Annotated in this window: 19 protein-coding genes and 1 pseudogene; 10 read left to right on the top strand and 10 right to left on the bottom strand. The window is 70.6% G+C overall.

The features are described 5' to 3' along the window. Positions 1-19: 19 nt before the first annotated feature. Entirely contained in the window at positions 20-1,534 is a 1,515-nt protein-coding gene (locus tag EJ357_RS37615; RefSeq protein WP_126396133.1) for an IucA/IucC family protein, read from the bottom strand. Positions 1,535-1,660: 126 nt separating this feature from the next. Here EJ357_RS37615 and EJ357_RS37620 point away from each other — a divergent pair, with 126 nt between their 5' ends. From EJ357_RS37620 to EJ357_RS37630, 3 genes are read left to right on the top strand one after another with little or no spacing between them, the layout of a single operon-like run. Then, positions 1,661-3,133, top strand: coding sequence for an IucA/IucC family protein (locus EJ357_RS37620; protein ID WP_407698439.1), 1,473 nt, complete (start codon positions 1,661-1,663; stop codon positions 3,131-3,133). 20 nt (positions 3,134-3,153) lie between these two features. Next, positions 3,154-4,059 carry a HipA family kinase gene (locus EJ357_RS37625; RefSeq protein WP_126396135.1) on the top strand — a complete coding sequence of 302 codons (906 nt, stop codon included), beginning with the start codon at positions 3,154-3,156 and terminating at the stop codon, positions 4,057-4,059. After that, on the top strand, positions 4,056-4,334 hold the full coding sequence (locus tag EJ357_RS37630) for a SelT/SelW/SelH family protein (protein ID WP_126396136.1): 279 nt from the start codon (positions 4,056-4,058) through the stop codon (positions 4,332-4,334). Before EJ357_RS37625 ends, EJ357_RS37630 begins: the two co-directional genes overlap by 4 nt. A gap of 15 nt (positions 4,335-4,349) precedes the next feature. Here EJ357_RS37630 and aceB read toward each other — a convergent pair whose 3' ends face one another. Together aceB and EJ357_RS37640 are read right to left on the bottom strand one after the other, a co-directional pair. Next, a complete protein-coding gene (aceB, locus tag EJ357_RS37635; protein ID WP_126396137.1) occupies positions 4,350-5,972 on the bottom strand; it encodes a malate synthase A in 1,623 nt (540 codons plus the stop codon). A 209-nt stretch (positions 5,973-6,181) separates the two neighbouring features. After that, positions 6,182-6,784 carry a nucleotidyltransferase family protein gene (locus EJ357_RS37640; protein ID WP_126396138.1) on the bottom strand — a complete coding sequence of 201 codons (603 nt, stop codon included), beginning with the start codon at positions 6,782-6,784 and terminating at the stop codon, positions 6,182-6,184. Positions 6,785-6,997: 213 nt separating this feature from the next. On the opposite strand from EJ357_RS37640, the gene EJ357_RS37645 reads away from it, so the two are divergent. Then, positions 6,998-7,285, top strand: coding sequence for a DUF5955 family protein (locus EJ357_RS37645; RefSeq protein ID WP_228472731.1), 288 nt, complete (start codon positions 6,998-7,000; stop codon positions 7,283-7,285). Between the two features lie 16 nt (positions 7,286-7,301). Here the strand turns inward: EJ357_RS37645 and EJ357_RS37650 are convergent, their stop codons facing one another. Both EJ357_RS37650 and EJ357_RS37655 read right to left on the bottom strand, forming a co-directional pair. Further along, positions 7,302-7,610 (bottom strand): antibiotic biosynthesis monooxygenase family protein, encoded by a 309-nt coding sequence (locus tag EJ357_RS37650; RefSeq protein WP_126396140.1) that lies wholly within the window; start codon positions 7,608-7,610, stop codon positions 7,302-7,304. 59 nt (positions 7,611-7,669) lie between these two features. Further along, positions 7,670-8,467, bottom strand: coding sequence for an IclR family transcriptional regulator (locus tag EJ357_RS37655; protein WP_126396141.1), 798 nt, complete (start codon positions 8,465-8,467; stop codon positions 7,670-7,672). A gap of 249 nt (positions 8,468-8,716) precedes the next feature. Between EJ357_RS37655 and allB the strand changes: the two genes are divergently transcribed. Then, entirely contained in the window at positions 8,717-10,057 is a 1,341-nt protein-coding gene (gene allB, locus EJ357_RS37660; RefSeq protein WP_126396142.1) for an allantoinase AllB, read from the top strand. 47 nt (positions 10,058-10,104) lie between these two features. Beyond that, positions 10,105-11,220 carry an allantoicase gene (gene alc / locus EJ357_RS37665; protein WP_126396143.1) on the top strand — a complete coding sequence of 372 codons (1,116 nt, stop codon included), beginning with the start codon at positions 10,105-10,107 and terminating at the stop codon, positions 11,218-11,220. Positions 11,221-11,410: 190 nt separating this feature from the next. Here alc and EJ357_RS37670 read toward each other — a convergent pair whose 3' ends face one another. Further along, the gene (locus tag EJ357_RS37670) at positions 11,411-12,178 is read right to left on the bottom strand and encodes an SDR family oxidoreductase (protein WP_126396144.1); all 768 of its coding nucleotides are present in this window, start codon (positions 12,176-12,178) and stop codon (positions 11,411-11,413) included. A gap of 168 nt (positions 12,179-12,346) precedes the next feature. Here EJ357_RS37670 and EJ357_RS37675 point away from each other — a divergent pair, with 168 nt between their 5' ends. Together EJ357_RS37675 and EJ357_RS37680 are read left to right on the top strand one after the other, a co-directional pair. After that, positions 12,347-12,973, top strand: a complete 627-nt coding sequence (locus tag EJ357_RS37675) for a dihydrofolate reductase family protein (protein ID WP_126396145.1) — start codon at positions 12,347-12,349, stop codon at positions 12,971-12,973. A 155-nt stretch (positions 12,974-13,128) separates the two neighbouring features. Continuing rightward, a pseudogene (locus EJ357_RS37680) lies at positions 13,129-13,389 on the top strand (ribonuclease domain-containing protein); the annotation flags it as partial. Between the two features lie 1,168 nt (positions 13,390-14,557). On the opposite strand, the gene npdG reads toward EJ357_RS37680, so the two are convergent. From npdG to EJ357_RS37700, 4 genes are all read right to left on the bottom strand, one after another. After that, complete coding sequence (gene npdG / locus EJ357_RS37685; RefSeq protein ID WP_126396146.1) at positions 14,558-15,286, bottom strand: NADPH-dependent F420 reductase; 729 nt, start codon at positions 15,284-15,286, stop codon at positions 14,558-14,560. A 100-nt stretch (positions 15,287-15,386) separates the two neighbouring features. Further along, positions 15,387-16,325 (bottom strand): TIGR03619 family F420-dependent LLM class oxidoreductase, encoded by a 939-nt coding sequence (locus EJ357_RS37690; protein WP_126396147.1) that lies wholly within the window; start codon positions 16,323-16,325, stop codon positions 15,387-15,389. A gap of 95 nt (positions 16,326-16,420) precedes the next feature. Then, positions 16,421-17,707 carry a cytochrome P450 gene (locus EJ357_RS37695; RefSeq protein WP_126396148.1) on the bottom strand — a complete coding sequence of 429 codons (1,287 nt, stop codon included), beginning with the start codon at positions 17,705-17,707 and terminating at the stop codon, positions 16,421-16,423. Positions 17,708-17,724: 17 nt separating this feature from the next. Continuing rightward, positions 17,725-19,044, bottom strand: a complete 1,320-nt coding sequence (locus EJ357_RS37700; protein ID WP_407698534.1) for a glutamine synthetase family protein — start codon at positions 19,042-19,044, stop codon at positions 17,725-17,727. 356 nt (positions 19,045-19,400) lie between these two features. On the opposite strand from EJ357_RS37700, the gene EJ357_RS37705 reads away from it, so the two are divergent. Together EJ357_RS37705 and EJ357_RS37710 are read left to right on the top strand one after the other, a co-directional pair. Beyond that, on the top strand, positions 19,401-19,589 hold the full coding sequence (locus EJ357_RS37705) for a ferredoxin (protein ID WP_126396150.1): 189 nt from the start codon (positions 19,401-19,403) through the stop codon (positions 19,587-19,589). Positions 19,590-19,591: 2 nt separating this feature from the next. Next, positions 19,592-20,809, top strand: a complete 1,218-nt coding sequence (locus EJ357_RS37710) for an NAD(P)/FAD-dependent oxidoreductase (protein ID WP_126396151.1) — start codon at positions 19,592-19,594, stop codon at positions 20,807-20,809. Positions 20,810-20,816 lie beyond the last annotated feature (7 nt).

Raw genomic sequence — 20,816 nt, forward strand, 5'->3', positions numbered from 1 at the left:
GTCCTGCTTCAAAACGAGCTCAGAACACCTCGGTGACCAGCGGATTGGGCAGCCGTGCCCACTGGTCCCCGGGTGTGCCGGGCGACAGCCGCATCAGCGTCAACGCCTTCGTGGGCAGCGCCTCCTCGCGAAACGCGGCCAGATCCACGGTGCCCGGCAGTTCCCCTACGACCGCCTCCAGCGCCCCGCGCAACGCCGCCCCCGACCCCGCCGTCCCCGCGAGCGCCCCCGCCACCAGCGAACCGAACAGCTTGCGGCGCAGGGCCGGTACGTCGTCCGTGACGATCCGGCCGGTCAGCTCCGGCACCGCGATGCCGTGCCGGGCCAGCCGCCCCGGGCTGACCCGGATGTCGGCGAGGTCGCGGTAGACCAGCCGCACCGGGGAGCCGGTCGGCGACAGCACCACGAGCAGGTTCTGGCCATGGGCTTCGAGCGCCACGCCCAGCTCCAGCAGCCGCAGCCCCACGGTGAGCGCGAGACGCGTGAACTCGGCCCGCCATGCGGGGGATTCGGGCAGGTCCGTGGTGGAGAGCGCGGCCACCGGTACGACCCGTTCGCCGGGACTCGCGTACACCTGCGGCGACTCGCGCAACACGGCCGCCAGATCGGGGGAGTTGGCCGTGACGGCCCCCAGCGTGCGGGTGACGTGCAGAAGTCCGTCCATGCGGGCCGCCAGGGTCTCCGCGAAGTCCGACAGCTTGGCCGACAGGCCGATGGAGTACACCGAGATGTCCCGCACCGAGGACGTCAGCCGGGCGCTCAACGCGGTCTTGACGTGCGGTCCTTCGGGGAGGGCGAGCGTGCGCAGGGACATCAGCGGGTGGGCGTCGATCCCGTCGCCCTGAGGATCGCGGGGGCGCTTGAGCACATGCTCGGCCTGCCACGGGTGCACCGGGATCAGCAGCCGCTCCCTGTCCCGCATCCCCTGCGGCCACCCGCCGGTCACCAGGCACTCGTCCGCCCGCGCCGGCACCAGCCCCAGCCTGACGACCGCCCGGTGCTCCGGACCGTAGGCCAGTTGCTCGGCGACCGAGAAGCCGGGCCGGGAACGGCAGTTGGGATGGAACGGATGCCCGTCGACCACCCGCTGCTCCCACTCCCGGTCGTGCCCGGGCCACTCCTTCGAGCGGTCATCCTGCCCCGCCCGTGACAGCGCCAACGAGGCGACGCTGTGGCCGAGTTCGGCGGCGAAGGACGTACCGTGCGGTACGGAGAGGTCGGTCAGCAGCCGGGCCGGATCCTCGTACGACGTCTCGTCGAGGCGTACGGCGGTGACGTACGCGGTGGTGGCGAACGGGTCGGCGTGCGGACCGTACAGTCGGCGGCCGTCGGAAAGACGCAGGGTGAGGCCCTCCCGGCCGGCCTCCCGGCGCGCGACCCAGGGCAGGGGCTCGTACGCGAGCGCCCGCCACAGCCGGGTCAGCACGGCAGCCCGTGCCCCGGGGAGCTCGGCGGCATACCGCGAGGCGAGTTCGGGGCGTACATCGGCCAGTTCGGCGGCGACCTCGGCCTCGGCGCTGGGGGGACGGTGCACGGGCGGGCTCCTCGGGTACGAGTAGGGCGTCGGGGCAGGCACCGACGACAGACATACTGATCGTCTTCCCGCCTGAACGGACCGTAGAGACCGTCCTGAACGGACCGTAGAGAACGAGTGGATCGCGTGCACCTCAACCCTCCACCCGCCGCCGACGTCGCGGAACACGCCGACGCCCTGGCGGTCGCGCCCCTGCTCAACTGCCTGCTGCGCGAGGTGGCCGAACCGCACGGAGGGTCCGGCGGGCGGCGGGTCCACCGGCTGCCCGGGTCGGGCCGCCTGCTGCGGGTGCGCGGCGAGCGGCGGCCCGCCGACCCCGAGGTGCACACGGGCGGCACCTGGCAGCGCATCGGGCACCCGGAGCTCGTCAAGCTCGTGGCCGACGAGCTGCGCCGCCACACCGGTCAGTCCAACCACGAACTGCCCGCCGAGATGATCGACAGCCGGGAGACGGTCGCCGCGTTGCTCACGGCACGCGCGCGTGCGACGCCGCCGGACGACCCGTACCTCCGCTCCGAGCAGTCCCTCCTCACCGGCCACCCCTACCACCCCGCCCCCAAGGCGCGCGGCGGCGGCCCGGTCGCCGCCTGGCTGCCGTACGCCCCGGAGGCCCACGCCCGCTTCCCGCTGACGCTGCTCGGACTGCGCGAGGACGCGGTCGTCGAGGAGGGCGACGTCTCGGCCCTGGACGCCCTCGGCGAGGCCCCGCCCGGGTACCGCCTGCTCCCCGCCCATCCCTGGCAGCTCGACCTCGTCGACCTGACGCCCGCCTTCGCCGACGGCCGGCTGATCCGGCTGGGCACGACCGGATTCGACGTCTGGCCGACGGCCGCGATCCGCACCCTGTACGCCCCCGAGCGCGACCTGTTCCTGAAGTTCAGCCTGGACGTCCGCATCACGAACGACATCCGTCGGCTGTGGCGCCATGACCTGCTGAATCTGCGCAGGACCGATACGGCGGCCGCCCGCGCTTTCGCCACGGGCCCCGCCGCCTGGCTGTCCGACCGCGGCTACCGCACCGCCGACTTCGCGTTCGAGGAGCTGGCGGTCCTGGCGCGCGACGGGTTCCACGGCAGGCTGGCGCCCGGCGCCACTCCGTTGCTCGCCGCGGGCCTCGTCGAGGGCTTCGAAGGCAGCCCGTTCGGCGGTACGGCCTGGTGGGAGGCGTATCTGCGCGCCGTCGTGCCGCCCGCGCTGTCGGCCTTCGCCGAGCACGGCGTCGTCCTCGAGGCCCACCTGCAGAACACACTGGTCGCCGTCGACGCGGACGGCACCCCGGTGCAGGCGCTGTTCCGGGACGCCGAGGGCGTGAAGCTGCTGCGGGACGTCTCCCGTGAGTCCGGCTGGGAGCGGCTGGTGTACACCCTGGTCGTGAATCATCTGTGGGAGGTCGCGGCGGCCATGGCCGAGCGTCACCCGGGACTGGATCCCTGGCCCGCCGTACGCCGCGAACTCACCCGACACGACCTCCCCGAGATCGCCGGCCTGCTCACCGCGCCCACCCTCCCCGGCAAGACGAACCTGCTGCTGCGCTGGACGAACGCCGACGGCGCCGACGCCCGCTACCGGCCCCTGCCGAACCCGCTGGCCCGTACATGATCTGAATTACCCTGGCCGTTGTGCTGCGCGACGTGACTGCTGTTCGATACGTGACCCCGCTGCGGTCCGGCGGCTCCGTGCCCGGAGTCGTCGAGGCCGACGACCTGGGCACCTACGTCGTGAAGTTCACCGGCTCCGCGCAGGGCCGCAAGGCGCTGGTCGCCGAGGTGATCGTCGGCGAGCTGGCCCGGGCGCTGGGCCTGCGCTTCCCCGAGCTGGTCCTCGTGCACTTCGACCCGGCGATCGCGGACAGCGAGCCCCACCAGGAGGTGCGCGAGCTCCACGGCGCCAGCGCGGGCGTCAACCTCGGCATGGACTACCTGCCGGGCGCCGTCGACTTCACGCCTGAGGTCGCCAGGACCTTCCGGGTCGATCCGCTGGAGGCGGGCCGGATCGTCTGGCTCGACGCGCTGACCGTGAACGTGGACCGTACGGTGCACAGCTCGAACCTGATGGTCTGGCCGACACTCGGCACCGTGCCCCCGCGCCTCTGGCTCATCGACCACGGCGCGGCCCTCGTCTTCCACCACCGCTGGGACGCCACGGACCCCGCGAAGCGGTACGACTTCCGGCACCACGCCCTCGGCCACTACGCCCCCGAGGTACGGGCCGCCGACGCGGAGCTGGCGCCCAAGGTCACGCGGGAGCTGCTGCGCCGGATCGTCGCCGAGGTCCCCGACGCCTGGCTGACCGACTTCACGACACCCGACGAGGCACGCGAGGCCTACGTGACGTACCTCCACGCGCGCGTGGAGGCCTCCGAGGCCTGGCTGCCCACGGACTTCCCCTCCCGGGAGGAACTCGCCGCGGAGGAAGCCCTCCGGGCGGCGAGGAACCAGCAAGGACGCCCCGCGTGGCTCAAGCAGGTACCTGACCTGCACGGCAAGCCCGCGGCCGAACAGGATTGGTCGGTGCACCTCGGATGAGTGGCCGTGTCGAGATCGAGTACTGCACCCAGTGCCGCTGGCTGCCCCGCGCGGCCTGGCTGGCGCAGGAGCTGCTCACCACCTTCGAGGCGGAGCTGACGGAACTCGCGCTCAAGCCCGGCAAGGGCGGGATCTTCGTGGTCCGCGTCGACGACGAGGTGGTCTGGGACCGCAAGGAGCAGGGCTTCCCGGAGCCCACGGCGGTCAAGCAGGTCGTACGTGACCGAGTGGCCCCGGGAAGGTCCCTGGGCCACTCGGACAAGCCTGCTTCCTGAAACCGCTGCGGGACGTCAGCCCTTGAGCTGCTCGTAGGCCGGCAGCGTCAGGAAGTCCGCGTAGTTCTCGTCGAGGGAGACCTCCAGGAGCAGGTCGTGGGCCTGCTGCCAGTGGCCGGCCGCGAAGGCCTCCTCGCCGATCTCGGCGCGGATGTTCGCCAGTTCCTCGGCGGCGACCTTGCGGGCCAGCTCCGGCGTGGCCCGCTCGCCGTTCTCGAACTCGACGCCCGCGTTGATCCACTGCCAGATCTGGGAGCGGGAGATCTCGGCGGTGGCCGCGTCCTCCATGAGGTTGAAGATGGCGACGGCGCCCAGGCCGCGCAGCCAGGCCTCGATGTAGCGGATGCCGACCTGGACGGCGTTGACCAGGCCCGGGTAGGTCGGCCTGGCGTCCAGCGAGTCGACGGCGATCAGGTCGGCGGCCTCGACGTGGACGTCCTCGCGCAGGCGGTCCTTCTGGTTCGGCTTGTCGCCGAGGACCTTGTCGAAGGACTCCATGGCGATCGGAACCAGGTCGGGGTGGGCCACCCACGAGCCGTCGAAGCCGTCGCCGGCCTCGCGGTCCTTGTCGGCGCGGACCTTCTCGAAGGCCACCTTGTTGACCTCGGCGTCCCGGCGGGAGGGGATGAACGCCGCCATGCCGCCGATCGCGTGCGCGCCGCGCTTGTGGCAGGTGCGGACGAGGAGCTCGGTGTACGCCCGCATGAACGGGGCCGTCATCGTGACCGCGTTGCGGTCCGGGAGGACGAACTTGGCGCCGCCGTCACGGAAGTTCTTCACGATGGAGAACAGGTAGTCCCAGCGGCCGGCGTTCAACCCGGAGGCGTGGTCGCGCAGTTCGTAGAGGATCTCCTCCATCTCGTACGCCGCCGTGATCGTCTCGATCAGGACGGTGGCGCGGATGGTGCCCTGCGGGATGCCGACGTAGTCCTGCGCGAAGACGAACACGTCGTTCCAGAGGCGGGCCTCCAGGTGCGACTCCGTCTTCGGGAGGTAGAAGTACGGGCCCTTGCCGAGGTCGAGCAGGCGCTGGGCGTTGTGGAAGAAGTACAGGCCGAAGTCGACGAAGGCGCCCGGGACCTGCTCGCCGTCGATCTGGAGGTGGCGCTCGTTCAGGTGCCAGCCGCGCGGGCGCATGACGACCGTCGCGAGTTCCTCGTCGGCCTTGAGCGCGTACGACTTGCCGGACTTCGGGTCGGTGAAGTCGATGTTGCGGGTGTAGGCGTCGGCGAGGTTGATCTGACCGAGGACGACGTTCTCCCAGGTCGGCGCGGAGGCGTCCTCGAAGTCGGCGAGCCAGATCTTCGCGCCCGAGTTGAGGGCGTTGATGGTCATCTTGCGGTCGGTGGGACCGGTGATCTCGACCCGGCGGTCCTGCAGCGCGGGCGGGCAGGGACCCACCTTCCAGGAGTCGTCCGCGCGGATCGCGGCGGTCTCCGGGAGGAAGTCGAGTGTGGAGGTGCGGGCGATCTCGGCGCGGCGCTCCGCACGGCGGGCGAGGAGTTCGTCACGCCGGGGCGTGAACCGGCGGTGCAGCTCGGCCACGAAGGCGAGGGCCGCCTCCGTGAGGACCTCCTCCTGCCGGGGCAGGGGCTCGGCGTCGACGATGGCCAGCGGGGACGGCGCTGGTGCGGACATGAGCGTCACTTCCTTCAGCGAGCTACAAGCGAACTGCGTACGAGCTTTGGCACCGGGTGCCAGTCTTCCCGGATACGGCTTGGAGCGCCCGTGGAGCGGTCGGGCGCTTCTGAACAGTGGATACTAGTTTCCTCATGGTGGAAGTTCAATCGTTTGTTGATGTCGAGATTCTCTGAGTCGAGGAAAGGTGTCGCTCAGTGCCACCACGCTCACTCAAGGTGGCTCAGATCGGCTTCCGTGTCGATGTCGTAGGGCAGTGCCACGTCCCCGCACTCCACGAGCCGGATCGCCTCCTCGTGCTCCTTCAGATAGGCGCGTGCTCCCCGGTCGCCGGTCGCGGTCGCCGCGATGCCCGCCCAGTGGGCGGCGCCGAAGAGCACGGGGTGGCCGCGTACCCCGTCGTATGCGGCCGAGACGAGCGACGTCGTCCCCTCGTACGCGGCGAGCACCCGGGCGACCGCTTCCGGACCGATGCCGGGCTGGTCGACGAGCGAGACGAGCGCCGCCCGTGCCCCCGTGCCGGTGAGCGAGTCGAGGCCGGCGCGCAGCGAGGAGCCCATTCCGTCGGCCCAGTCCGGGTTCTCGACCAGGACGCAGCCGCCGAGCTCGGCCTGCTTCCGTACGGCGGCGGCGCGGGCGCCCAGTACGACGTGCACGCGGGCGCAGCCGGCCGCGCGCAGCACTCCGACGGCGTGCTCGACGAGGGGCCGGCCGCGGTGCCGGAGCAGTGCCTTGGGCCGTCCGCCGAGCCGTCGTCCACCGCCGGCGGCGAGGAGTAGACCGACGACCGGGGACGCCTCTTTCTCCGTCATGCGTCCTGCATACCTGACACCTGCGCGAGCGCCCGACTTCCAACGACTGAATTTCCGCCCGCGCGGTGGCGTATCGGCAACGGGTGGCGTTTACTGACCCGCGTCCCCGGCGCCCGACCGACGCGAGGGGTGCTCAGTGGGGGAGCGGGACTACTGGCGCACAACGGCGTGCGAGGGGGGAGTGCTGTGTTGCGGAGCTTGGGGCAGAGGCCGGTGACGGGCAGCGACGAGGACCCGAGGGTGGCGGAACTGCGGACGGCGGTGTCCCGTCTGCGCCGCGAACTCGCCGCGCACCCCGCCGAGTTCCCGGACCGGATGATCGCCGAGGACGAACTCGCCGCGCTGGCCGCGATGACGATCGACCGGGCGCCGGAGATTCCGCGGCTGCGCAGGTCGTTGCTGCTGATCGCCGGCGCGATCGGGTCGGTCAGCGCGTTGTCCCAGGGCCTGTCGGACGTACGCGAGGCGGTGGACCTGTTCGGGGAGCCGCCGCGCCCCTGAGAGCCGCGGCCCGTGCTCAGATCTCGACGACCAGTTCGTAGCCGCTGCTCTGCATGTCGTCGCAGAGGACGTAGGCGGCGTCGAAGTGCTCCTTGAATCCCGGGTCACCCTGCCAGGCGCGCATCGAGTCGAGGTCCTGCCAGGCGGCGAAGGACACGAAGGAGTCCGGGTTCTTGAGGTCCCGGATCAGCCGGGCTCCCAGGAACCCCTGGTGCGCCCCCTTGGTCCAGGTGAGGAATTGCCGCCAGCGCTCGATGAACTCGTCGGCGTTACCCTCCTTGACCTGCCACTTCCCCGAGGACCAGTGCTTGTTCTCCTGCAGCATGGTGGCCACCTCGCTGTGCTGAGGGTCCCCTGCTTTCCAGGGTAGGCGCGCCCGCGGATCTACGCCGTCGGGTTCGAGCTCGCCAGCGCCTCCGACAGCTCACCGGCCACCTGCTGCAGCACCGGCACGATCTTGTCCGTCGCCGCCTCGGTGACGCGGCCCGCCGGGCCCGAGATCGAGATGGCGGCCGCGGTGGGGGAGTCGGGGACCGAGACCGCGAGGCAGCGGACGCCGATCTCCTGCTCGTTGTCGTCGACCGCGTAGCCGTTGCGTCGTACGTCCTCCAGGGCGGCGAGGAAGCCGTCCGGCGTGGTGATCGTCTTCTCCGTGGCGGCGGGCATCCCGGTACGGGACAGCAGCGCGCGCACCTCCTCCGGCGGGAACCCGGCGAGCAGTGCCTTGCCGACGCCGGTGGAGTGCGGCAGCACGCGCCGGCCGACCTCGGTGAACATGCGCATCGAGTGCTTGGACGGCACCTGGGCGACGTACACGATCTCGTCGCCGTCGAGCAGGGCCATGTTCGCCGTCTCGCCGGTCTCCTCGACCAGCCGGGCGAGGTACGGCCGTGCCCAGGTGCCCAGCAGGCGGGAGGCGGACTCGCCGAGGCGGATCAGGCGCGGGCCGAGGGCGTAGCGGCGGTTGGGCTGCTGGCGGACGTACCCGCAGGCGACCAGGGTCCGCATGAGGCGGTGGATGGTGGGCAGCGGCAGCCCGCTGCTCGCGGAGAGCTCGCTCAGACCGACCTCACCGCCCGCGTCCGCCATCCGCTCCAGCAGGTCGAAGGCGCGCTCGAGGGACTGGACCCCGCCGCCGTTGGATTTGGCGGAGTCGGTGGTGCTGGCGCTGGACGTCGGCACGGCGCGTTCCTTTCGGGACCGGTGGGAGGGCAGAAGCCTACCCGTCAGTCGGTTGACTCCCCGCTTGTACGTAGCTACGTTCTGCGTGCTGGAATTCTAATTCCGCTTTGTGGAAACGTCCAGAGAGTGCGGATCGGGTGCACTGTGGAGAAGTGTGCCCTTGACGGCGCGAGAGCGGGAGTGAAGACTCCTTCAACAGAAAGTTGAATTCCGTTACGCGGAAGTAAACGGCGGCAGAGAGGGGTCCGGGTGTCCGACGCTGAACTGGTGCTGCGCTCGACGCGCGTCATCACACCCGAGGGGACGCGTGCCGCCTCGGTCGCGGTCGCCGGCGGAAAGATCACGGCTGTGCTGCCGTACGACGCCGAAGTCCCGTCCGGCGCCCGGCTGGAGGACCTCGGTGACGACGTCCTGCTGCCCGGCCTGGTCGACACGCACGTGCACGTCAACGACCCGGGCCGCACCCACTGGGAGGGCTTCTGGACCGCCACGCGCGCCGCGGCGGCCGGCGGCATCACCACGCTCGTCGACATGCCGCTCAACTCCCTCCCGCCCACCACGACGGTCGACCACCTCCGCACCAAGCAGGACGTCGCCGCCGACAAGGCGCACATCGACGTCGGCTTCTGGGGCGGCGCCCTGCCCGACAACGTCAAGGACCTGCGCCCGCTGCACGAGTCCGGCGTCTTCGGCTTCAAGGCCTTCCTGTCGCCGTCCGGCGTGGACGAGTTCCCGCACCTGAACCAGGACCAGCTCGCCCAGTCCCTGGCCGAGATCGCCTCCTTCGGCGGCCTGCTGATCGTGCACGCCGAGGACCCGCACCACCTCGACGCCGCCCCGCAGCAGGGCGGCCCCAAGTACGCCGACTTCCTGGCTTCGCGCCCGCGCGACGCGGAGGACACGGCGATCGCCCAGCTGATCGCCCAGGCCAAGCGCCTCCACGCGCGCGTGCACGTCCTGCACCTGTCGTCGAGCGACGCGCTGCCGCTGATCGCCGAGGCCAGGCGGGACGGCGTACGGATCACCGTCGAGACCTGCCCGCACTACCTGACCCTGACCGCCGAGGAAGTCCCGGACGGCGCCAGCGAGTTCAAGTGCTGCCCGCCGATCCGCGAGTCCGCCAACCAGGACCTGCTCTGGCAGGCGCTGGCCGACGGCACCATCGACTGCGTGGTGACCGACCACTCGCCCTCCACGGCCGACCTGAAGACCGACGACTTCGCGACCGCCTGGGGCGGCATCTCCGGCCTCCAGCTGAGCCTGGCGGCGGTGTGGACCGAGGCACGCAAGCGCGGCCACGGCCTGGAGGACGTGGTCCGCTGGATGTCCGCGCGGACGGCCGAGCTCGTGGGCCTCGACGACCGCAAGGGCGCCATCGAGGCCGGCCGCGACGCAGACTTCGCCGTCCTCGCGCCCGACGAGACGTTCACCGTGGACCCGGCCGCCCTCCAGCACCGCAACCGCGTGACGGCGTACGCGGGCAAGACCCTGTACGGCGTGGTGAAGTCCACCTGGCTGCGCGGCGAACGCATCGTCGCGGACGGCGAGTTCACCGAGCCGCAGGGGCAGCTGCTCTCCCGCACCCCCTGACCGTCTCTCCCGCACCCGCAGCGGCCGACTCCAGAAAGGCACACCCCGTGACGGCGATACCCAGCTTCACCGGCGACTCGAACCCCTACGGCGGCGGCGACCCCTACGCGGACTACCGCACCGCCGACTTCCCCTTCACCCAGTACGCCAACCTCGCCGACCGCCGGCTGGGCGCCGGTGTCATCGCCGCCAACGACGAGTTCTTCGCCCAGCGCGAGAACCTGCTGGTGCCCGAGCGGGCCGAGTTCGACCCCGAGCACTTCGGGCACAAGGGCAAGATCATGGACGGCTGGGAGACGCGGCGGCGGCGCGGTGCCTCCGCCGAGCACCCGTGGCCGACGGCCGAGGACCACGACTGGGCGCTGGTGCGCCTGGGTGCGCCCGGTGTGATCCGCGGCATCGTCGTCGACACGGCCCACTTCCGCGGCAACTACCCGCAGGCGGTGTCCGTCGAGGGCACGTCGGTGCCGGGCTCTCCGTCGCCGCAGGAGCTGCTGGCGGACGACGTGAAGTGGACGACCCTCGTGCCGCGCACGCCGGTCGGCGGCCACGCGGCGAATGGTTTCTCCATCGCCGTGGAGCAGCGCTTCACCCACCTCCGGGTCAACCAGCACCCCGACGGCGGCATCGCTCGCCTGCGCGTGTACGGCGAGGTCGTGCCCGACCCCGAGTGGCTGTCGGTACTGGGCACCTTCGACGTGGTCGCGCTGGAGAACGGCGGCCAGGCCGAGGACGCCTCCAACCTCTTCTACTCGCCCGCCACGAACACCATCCAGCCGGGCCGCTCTCGCAAGATGGACGACGGCTGGGAGACGCGCCGACGCCGCGACCAGGGCAACGACTGGATCCGCTACCGGCTGGCGGCGCAGTCCTGGATCCGGGCGATCGAGATCGACACGGCGTACCTGAAGGGCAACAGCGCGGGCTGGGCGTCGGTCTCGGTGAAGGACGGCGAGGACGGTGAGTGGACCGAGGTCCTCCCGCGCACCCGCCTCCAGCCCGACACCAACCATCGCTTCGTCCTGCCGACCCCCGCCGTCGGCACCCACGCGCGCGTGGACATCTTCCCGGACGGCGGCATCTCCCGACTGCGCCTGCACGGCTCCCTGACGGAGCAGGGCGCGGCAGGGCTGGCGGCGCGGCATCAGGAGCTGGGCGGCTGAGCCCGGAGGGCCTCGCTCCTGGGGTGAACGTGAAGGGCCCTCGCTCCTCGAGCGCCGTCCCGGCATTTCAGCCCGTCCGGCGTTTGAGGACGAGGCCCCTTCAGGGCCGAAGCGGGGGTCTGGGGGCGGCAGCCCCCAGCGACAGCCACCGACTCACACCCGCACCGAACCCGGCCCAACCGCCGGAGGCCTACGCAGCGTGGCCCCCGTCCACCGAGAACTCCGCCCCCGTGACGTAGTCCGCCCCGGTCAGGTACGCCACCGTGGACGCCACCTCGTCGGCCGTGCCGAAGCGGCCGAGGGCGGTCATCGCCGCCTGGCCGGCCGCGTAGGGGCCGTCGGCCGGGTTCAGATCCGTGTCGATGGGCCCGGGGTGGACGATGTTCGCCGTGATCCCACGCGGACCCAGCTCGCGGGCCAGGGCCTTCGTCAGGCCGATGAGGGCCGACTTGCTGGTGGCGTAGAGCGTGCCGCCGGGGCCCGGAACCCGCTGGGACATGCACGTGCCGATGGTGATGATCCGGCCCCCGGCGCCCATGCGGGCCGCCCCGGCCTGGGAGGCGAGGAAGACACCCCGGACGTTCACGGCGAGGACCCGGTCGACGTCCGTGAGCGAGAGTCCCTCCAGCGGTCCCAGCACGCCGACACCGGCGTTGTTCACCAGCACGTCCAGACCCCCGAGGGCGTCCGCCGTACGCCCCACCGCGCTCGCCGCCTCCTGCGGGTCGGCGGCGTCCGCACGCAGGGCCACGCCCCGCCGCCCGAGGGCCTCGACGGCCCGTACGAGTTCCTCGGCCGCCTCCTTGCCGTTCACATAGGTCACGGCGACGTCCGCACCCTCCCGCGCGAGCCGCAGGGCCGTCGCCGCGCCGATGCCCCGGCTGCCGCCGGTGACCAGAGCGACCTTTCCGTGCAGGGTTCCGTGAGTGGCCGTCGTGGGTTCATGGATGGTTGTCATGGGTCCATCCCAGCGCCGCGCGGACCGAAGGGCTGGCGGTGAACGGACACCGAGATCGTGGGGCCCGGCCACCGGTGAGGGCGCGCACGACGCACCGATGAGTTGCGGGTGCCGACGGGGTCTGAGGTGATGAACAGCAGACCGCACCCCCGAAAAGAGGCACTCCTCATGGGCAAGCTCGTCTCGACCCTCTTCGTCACGCTCGACGGCGTCTACCAGGCACCCGGCGGCCGGGAGGAGGACACCCGCGGCGGCTTCGAGCACGGCGGCTGGGTCTTTCCGTACGCCGACGACGAATTCGGCCAGTTCATCAACGAGGTCTTCGCGCGCCCGGCCGCCTTCCTCCTCGGACGCCGTACGTACGACATCTTCGCGGCGTTCTGGCCGAAGGTGACCGACCCCGCCGACCCGGTCGCGTCCAAGCTCAACGCACTCCCGAAGTACGTCGCCTCCTCGACGCTGTCGGACCCCGAGTGGGCCGGCACCACCGTGATCAGCGGCGATCTCGCCAAGGAGGTCACCGCCCTGAAGGAGCGCACCGACGGCGAACTCCAGGTCCACGGCAGTGGCGCCCTCGTCAGGTCGCTGCTGGCCCACGGCCTCGTCGACACCCTCCACCTGCTGACGTTCCCGGTCGTGCTCGGCACGGGCCACCGCCTGTTCACGGAGGGCGCCGTGCCCACCAAGTTCGAGCACACCGGCGGCCTCACCACGAGCACCGGCGTCGCCATCCACTCGTACGACCTGGCCGGACGCCCCGACTACGGCACGTTCGGGCTCCCCGAGAACGCGTGACGCCCCCTCGCCGGCGTTCTCGCACGAGCGCCTCATGGCGATCGCGTGAGGACGCCGGGGCGCACGTTAACTTCCCGAAAACTCATCGGACTTGCCGGGAAAATCTCCGGCCTTGACATTGACCTGCCACTGTCTACGCGCGTCATCATGAAGCCATGAGATTCCCCCCACGAATCACCCGCATCGGCGCCGCAGCAGCCGTCCTGTCCGCCCTCCTCGTCGGCGGCACAGTCACCGCGACCCCGGCGGCCGCCGCGGTCGGCAGCATCTGCTACAGCGACCTGCCCTCCCAGGCCCACGACACGCTCGACCTGATCGAGCAGGGCGGTCCCTACCCGTACTCGCAGGACGGCACCGTCTTCCAGAACCGGGAAGGGATCCTGCCGAGCCAGGCGTCCGGGTACTACCACGAGTACTGCCTCTGACTGCCTCTGACCGCTTAGCGTGACCATTTGTGCAGGTCAGGCGGGTGTGCGAGGGGCAGGTGAAGGTGTGGGGTCGAATCCGGGTCGAAGTGGCCGGGCAGTAAACGGAAATTCTCTGGAGGGCTGGGGAGTCTCATCCTGAGGATTGGCCGCTGGTGAATTCAGATTGATTCCCGCTCGAACAGTACCCGGCGTACAGCCTGACTCGTCTGCCGCTCCATATTTCCGCAGGCCAGAGGCAATGTTTACCAGCTGAACAAACCATCGGGGTCGAATCCGGGTCGAATCTGCGCTAGAGGTATCGTCGTTTCTGTCTGCCATCCATGCGGCATATTCGGGCAATGTGGGTGCCAAATGCGGTCCAGTGCCGTTCTGGAGCAGACATCTCGGATTTTGATGCACTCGGAAGTACATGTACGAGGTGTCTTCTTGCCTAGCTGCTCTGACTGAACCTGAGCACCGATGGCGAGTCCTCCAGTGAGCCGTGCCCGGGCCGGAACGGGTGACATTGCTCGCGGCGTGTCGAGACAGCTGCCCATGCCGCCCTCTCAGGCGTCGCGGGACGCGTCGGACTGAACCCCCGTGCGGACTGGTCAGCAGTGTGCGGTGTCCCGGCGGGTGTAGTCGAGCCGCCTTCGTGATGCCGCAGATCGCGGCGCTGATCCGTCCGCCACCCGGGAACTTGTCGGGCATGCCGCCGTTATCAGCCCGGCTCAGCCGCGCGGCCCGATCACAGGCCATGCGGACCAGTGATGACGCCGTTGGGCCCCTGTCGGGTCGTAGTGCGGCTGTGGGTGCGCCGGTACTTCTGCGACTGGAAGGCTGTTCTCGCCGGAGGTTCACTGAGCAGGTGCCGTCCGAGCGGCACCGCCGCTCCAGCACGGGCTGACGGGCCGGCTGCGTTCGGTCGCCGTCGGGTGGGCGGTCGGCCGCGAGGTTATGCCGTCGGCTGCGGCTGGCCGCGGGCCGGAACCGGCTGCTCAGACCGCTGACGGCACCGGCGGTGCCGGACCGTGCCCCGCCGGGTGCTGGGGACGAATTCCCTTCCGCCAGGGCTGCATCTACAGCACTGTGATCGTCGACGTCGAAGCAGGTCGGGCCGCGGACGAGCTGCCCGAACGCGTCTCGGAGACGTTCGCGGCCCGGCTCAAGGGTCTTCTCAGACGTCGGTGATGCGCAGGCCGGCGTGGGCCTTGTAGCGGCGGTTCACCGAGATCAGGTTGGCTACCAGCGACTCCACTTGGTGGGCGTTGCGCATTCGTCCGCCGTAGAGGCCGCGTGCGCCCGGGAGGCGTGAGGCGAGTGCCTGGACGGTGTCGGTGGCGGCGCGTTCGTCACCGAGGACGAGTATGTCGGTGTCGATCTTCTCGATCTGCCGGTCTTCCAGAGTGACGGCGGAGAGATGGTGGAATGCGGCGGTCACCCGGGAGTCCGGCAACAGCGCGGCGGCCTGTTGGGCAGCGCTGCCCTCCTCGGGTGTGAGTGCGTAAGCGCCCTTCTTGTCGAAGCCGAGAGGGTTGACGCAGTCGACCACGATCTTGCCGGCGAGTTCCGCGCGGAGCGTGGCCAGCAGCTCGGCGTGTCCCTCCCAGGGCGTGGCGACGATCACCAGGTCGCTCTCCCGTGCGGTCGTGGCGTTGTCGGCGCCCCGGACGTCAGCGCCGATGGCGGCTGCCGTGGAGGCGGCCCGGGCGGCGTCCCGTGAGCCGATGATGACCTGTTGGCCCGCGCCGGCGAGCCGGTAGGCGAGGCCGCGCCCCTGTGGGCCGGTGCCGCCGAGGATGCCCACGACCAGGCCGGACACATCGGGGAGGCGATGGGGATCGTTTCGAGTGGCTTCGGCTGGAGTGGAGGGGCGGGTGCCGGCGGCTTCGTCGGGAGTCGTCATGTCGTGGTCCTTGGCTCGTTCGGTTCGTTCTTCCGTGGCCCGGTGCCGTCGGTCGTCAGCGGGCTGCTGGGGCCGCGATGCGGGACATCGGTCGGTGGCGTCAGGCGGTCACCGACTCCACGCGGCGCATCACCTCGCGGCAGAACGCGCCCACTCCGTTCGGGTCGTCGGTGAACTGCGAGGGCTTGACGCAGAAGGTGGTGAATCCCTGGGCGACCTGCTCGGGGATGGCCTCGAGAGCCTGTGCCAGGTCGGCGCAGGAGCTGTCGTCGGGGAACACGGCGCGGGTGCTGCCGATCATCTCCAGGTCGGCGATGTCGCGGCCCGCGGCGGCCATCGCGGTCCTCAGCGTCTGCATGTGCTCGGGCGTCACCTTGCCCAGCGGGTTGAAGGCGTGGCCGTACCGGACGATCCTGCGGACCATCGCCTCGTGCATGCCCGCGCCGCCGAAGCACAGTCGGGGGCCGTCCGGGCGGTGTGCCTTGGGCTCGAAGTAGACATCCTGGAAGGCGTAGTGCTCGCTCTCGTGGGACACGGGAGAGGGGCCCCACAACTTCGCCCAGATCTCCAGGTGTTCGTCGAGGAGCTTGCCACGCCGCGAGAACGGGACGCCGAGTGCCGCGTACTCGTCCCGGCTCCAGCTGACGTTGGGCAGCACGATCAGACGGCCCTCGGAGAGAAGGTCGAGGGTGCCGAGCTCACGGGCCAGGAGCAGGGGATGGCGCAGGGGAGCGATGACCGCCGACGCGGCCAGTCGCAGGCGTTCGGTGACAGCGGCGATCGCGCTGAGCAGCATGAGCGAGTTGGGCCATGGGGTGTGGGGGTCCTGGTTGCCGGGCAGGGCGTAGTCGCGGGGGTTGCCCATCACGCCGCCTGCTCCGGCGTCGGGGCCGAGCACGATGTGTTCGCTGATCATGACGGAGTCGAATCCGGCGTCCTCGGCCTCGCGGGCCCAGCGGATCACGGCCGGCAGATCCGCGCGGCCTGCGGTCATGGTCCAGTTCTCGCTCAGGACGAGCTGCATGCGGGGAGTGGTCATCGTGGCGATCCTCCGGGCGAGTGTGTCCGAGGGCAGACATGAGGGGCGGCCGCTCGTTCGGGCCCGGTGGTCCCGGCGGCCGCCCCCGCAGGCGGTCAGGCGAGGGTGACCTCGACCGGCAGCTTCTTGATGCCGTTGACGAAGTTGGAGCGCACGCGCGGGACTTCGCCGGTCAGACGGATGTCGGCGATCCTCGGGATGAGCTCCTCGAACATGATGCGGATCTCGGTGCGGGCGAGGAGGTTGCCCAGGCACAGGTGCGGGCTGCCCTTGCCGAAGGTGACGTGGTCGTTGTCGGCGCGGGCGACGTCGAAGTCGTAGGGGTTGCCGAAGACCTCCTCGTCGCGGTTGCCGGAGGCGTACCACATGACGATCTTGTCGCCCTCCTTGACCTGCTTGCCGCCCAGTTCCACGTCACGGGTCGCCGTGCGGCGGAAGTGGTAGACGGGGGAGGCCCAGCGCAGGAACTCCTCCACCGCCGTTGGTATGAGGGAGGGGTCCTCCTGGAGGCGGGCCAGCTGCTCGGGGTGCTGGAGGAGGGCCAGCATGGAGTGGGTGATGGTGTGGCGGGTGGTCTCGTTGCCGGCCACCACGAGAAGCAGGAAGTAGTTGTCGAAGTCCTGCGGCGAGAGCGGCACACCGTCCTTCGGGGTGGTGTTCACCAGCCTGGAGACCAGGTCGGTGCCGTCGCCGCCGCGCCGCTGCCGGGCCAGCTCACGGCCGTACTCGAAGACCTCCAGCGAGGCGGGGGAGCGGAAGGGCAGGTGGCGGTACTGCTCGCTCTCCGCGCTGTCCAGCAGGACGTCGGCGTAGTCGGGGTCGGTGTTGCCGATGATGCGGTTGCCCCAGTCGATGAGCTGCTGGTTGTCCTCCGGTGGTACGTCGAGGAGGCGGGCGAGGACGTTGATGGGGAAGTCGGCGGAGACTTCCTTGACGAAGTCGAGGGTCCCCTTGGCCAGCGCCGCGTCCAGCGTGGTGGCGGTCAGGCCGCGCAGGAAGTCGGTGTAGCTGTTGATGACGCTTGCGCCGAACTGGCGCTGGAGCAGGCTGCGCAGGGCGCGGTGGCGTACGCCGTCCAGCTCCAGGATGGAGGCGCGGGTCTTGATCTGGTCGTCGTCGACCTCTTCGAGGTTCACGAACTTCGTCGAGGTGAAGGTCTCGGCGTCACGGTCGACGCGGGCGATGTCGGCGTGCCGGGTCACCGCCCAGAAGCCGGAGTTGGGGGCCTCCTCGGGCTGCCAGTGCACCGGGTCCTGGTGGCGCAGGGTGTGGAACATGCGCCACGGGGTGGTCCCGTCGGTGAAGTTGTCCAGATCGGCGAGGTTGACGTCCGCCAGCGGCATCGGTTCGTGCACGGCGGCGGTCGGGGTCTCGGTCGTCATCGCATGGCTCCCAGTCGTCACAGGTGGTAGGCGTACTCGGTGAACTCCCAGTCGGTGACGTGCCGTTGGAAGCGTTCGATCTCGTCGCGCTTGTAGGAGAGGAAGGACGCGGTGAAGTCCTTGCCGAGGATGTCGGTCAGTTCCGTGTCCGCTTCCAGGGCGTCCAGCGCGGCCGGCAGGCTCATGGGCAGTACGGCTGCCCTTGCGGTGTCGTAGCCGTACCCCTCCAGTGGGGCGGGGGGCTCCTCGCCGGCCAGGACCCCGAGCAGCGCGGCGGCTATCGCGCCCGCGATCAGCAGGTACGGGTTGGCGCTGGCGTCACCGAGGCGCAGTTCGAACCGTGCGCCAAAGCCGCGCTCGGGCGGGATGCGCACCATGGCGCTGCGGTTGTCCAGGCCCCAGTCGATCAGCCAGGGCGCGAGGGTGTCCGGGCCGAAACGCTTGTAGGAGTTCACGGTCGGGTTGGCCAGTGCGGCCAGGGCCGGGGCGTGGGCGAGGATGCCGGCGACGGCGTGGCGGGCGGTGGCGGACAGCCCGTACCGCCCGGCGGGATCGTCGAAGGCGTTACCACCCTCGTCGTTTTCGCAGGACAGATGGAGGTGGAAACCGGAGCCGCCGGCGTCGTTGAACGGCTTGGCCATGAAGGTGGCGAGTTTCCCCTCCTTCCGGGCCAGCTCCTTGATCGCGGACTTGAAGCGGAAGGCGCGGTCCGCGGCGGACAGGGCTTCGGAGTGGGTGAGGTTGATCTCGAACTGCCCGCCGTCGAACTCGTGGTTGCCGCTGGTCACGCCGATGTTCATGTCCCGTAGCAGACGCAGCGTGCGCAGCAGGTGATTGTCGCCGTCGGCGCGCAGACCGGCGGTGTAGACGACGCCGGCGGCGCCCGAGTAACGCTTCCAGCCGCTCGGGGAGGCCTGGTCCTCGTCGCAGAGGAAGTACTCGAGCTCGGGGCCGACCACCGGACGCAGGCCGTGTTCGGCACACCGGGCGAGGACGGTGCGCAGCAGATCGCGGGGTGACTCCGGTGCGGGCAGGCCGGTGGCCGGGTCCGTGACGTCGGCGAGGCAGGAGGCGACGCCGGGTTCCCAGGGGAGGGGGACCAGGGTGTCCAGGTCCGGTCGCACGGTGATGTCGGGCAGGCCGGCATCGAGACCGCCGGAGACGGGGACCACGTCGCCCTGGGGGCTGGTGTGGTAGACGGCCCGGCAGAAGGCCAGGCCGTGGTCGCAGGCCGACGGCAGGTGGTCCAGCAGGATGTCGCGTGCGCGGTCGGTGCCGATGAGGTCGGGATAGGTCACGCGCACCACGTCGATGCCCTCGGCGGCGAGCCGCTGCATGTGCTGACGGAGGCTGGGGGTTGGGGCTGCGCTCACCGATGTCTCCTCGGGCGCTTGGGGATGAGGGTGGCGAGGGAAGTCAGAGGGCCGGTGCTGGTGGGCAGGGCTGACTTGTTTGGTGCCAAACGGTATGAGGGCTGCGAGCACCTCGCAAGAGGTGAGGGAAAAAAATTATCCGCATGGATAGGTATTGACCAGGGCCAGGCGGCTTCCTATGTTGTTTGAAGCCAAATGAGTAAGGGTCCGGTCAGCCGCCGAACCCTTGGCCGGGGCCCGGCCGACCGTGATTCGACGACGGGCGGGCCCCTTTTCCTCCCACACCCCGCCCCGACGCCCTCACTTCAGGAGGACCGGCCATGAAGGTCGTCGTCGACATGAACAAGTGCCAGGACCACGGCCAGTGCGTCTTCGCCGCCCCCGATGTCTTCTCCATGGACGACAGCGGCCACCTGGCCTACGTCTCCGACCCCGACGACGCGCTGCGCGACGAGGTCGAGGAAGCCGCCGACGTGTGTCCGCTCCAGGCCATCCGTATCGAGGACTGACCATGACGTCGAGGAGTGCACGCATCGTCGTGGCCGGCGCCTCCATGGCCGGCCTGCGCGCGGCCGAGCAGCTGCGGGCCGCCGGCTGGACCGAAGCCATCACGCTCGTCGGTGACGAGCCGCACATGCCCTACAACCGCCCGCCCCTGTCCAAGGAGGTCCTCGCCGGCAAGGCCGCCTTCGAGTCGCTCTCCTTCCGCCCGCGGGCGAGCGTGGCCGACGTTCAGTGGCGGCTGGGCACGAAGGTCGTCGCCGCGCGGCTCGCGCAGAACATCGTCGAGTTCGACGACGGCGAGGCGTTCTCGTACGACGGTCTGGTCGTGGCCACCGGAATGCGGCCCCGGCGCCTGCGCTGCCCCGGCCCGCTCGCCGGCCGGCACACGGTCCGCACCATCGACGACGCGCAGGGCCTGCGGCAGGCCCTGACCAGGCCCGGAACCCGAGTGGTCGTCGTCGGAGGCGGCTTCATCGGCTGCGAGGTCGCCGCCACCGCCGTCGCTCTGGGCGCCCGCGAGGTGACCGTCGTCGACCCGCTGCCCCTGCCGATGGTCGGCCCCCTCGGCGAGCTTCTCGCCAGGGCCCTGCTGAAGCGCCACGAGGAACGCGGTGTGCGCTTCGCCCTCGGCACGGGGGTGACCGGCTTCACCGGCGACGACCACGTCACCGGCGTCGCCCTCGCCGACGGCACCGTCCTGCCCGCCGACGTGGTGGTCGAGTCGGTCGGCTCGGTCGCCAACACCGAGTGGCTGGACGGCAACGGCCTCGACCTCAGCGACGGCGTGCCCACCGACGAGCACCTGCGCGTCGGCGGACGGTCCGACGTGGTGGCCGTCGGTGACGTCGCCCGCTTCCCCAACGCCCGCTACGACGGCGTACCGCGCCGTGTGGAGCACTGGTGCATCCCCACGGACACCGCCAAGCACGCCGCGAAGACCCTCGTCGCCCACCTGACCGGCGCCAGCCACGACCTGTCCCCGTTCGCGCCGCTGCCCACCTTCTGGAGCGACCAGCACGACTTCCGCCTGCAGTCCTTCGGGGCACCGGTGCTCGGCAAGGAGGACGTGCGCGTACTCGAAGGCGACCTCGACGGTGATGTCGTCGTCGGCTACCACGTCGGTGGCCGGCTGGCTGGTGTCGTCGCCCTCGGCGGTCAGGCCGCGGCGGCCGCCGCCTCCCGCTACCGCGCCGAACTGCTCAAGCAGCCCGCCCTCACCGCCTAAGGACCTT

Source organism: Streptomyces cyaneochromogenes (assembly GCF_003963535.1).
Taxonomy (GTDB): domain Bacteria; phylum Actinomycetota; class Actinomycetes; order Streptomycetales; family Streptomycetaceae; genus Streptomyces; species Streptomyces shaanxiensis.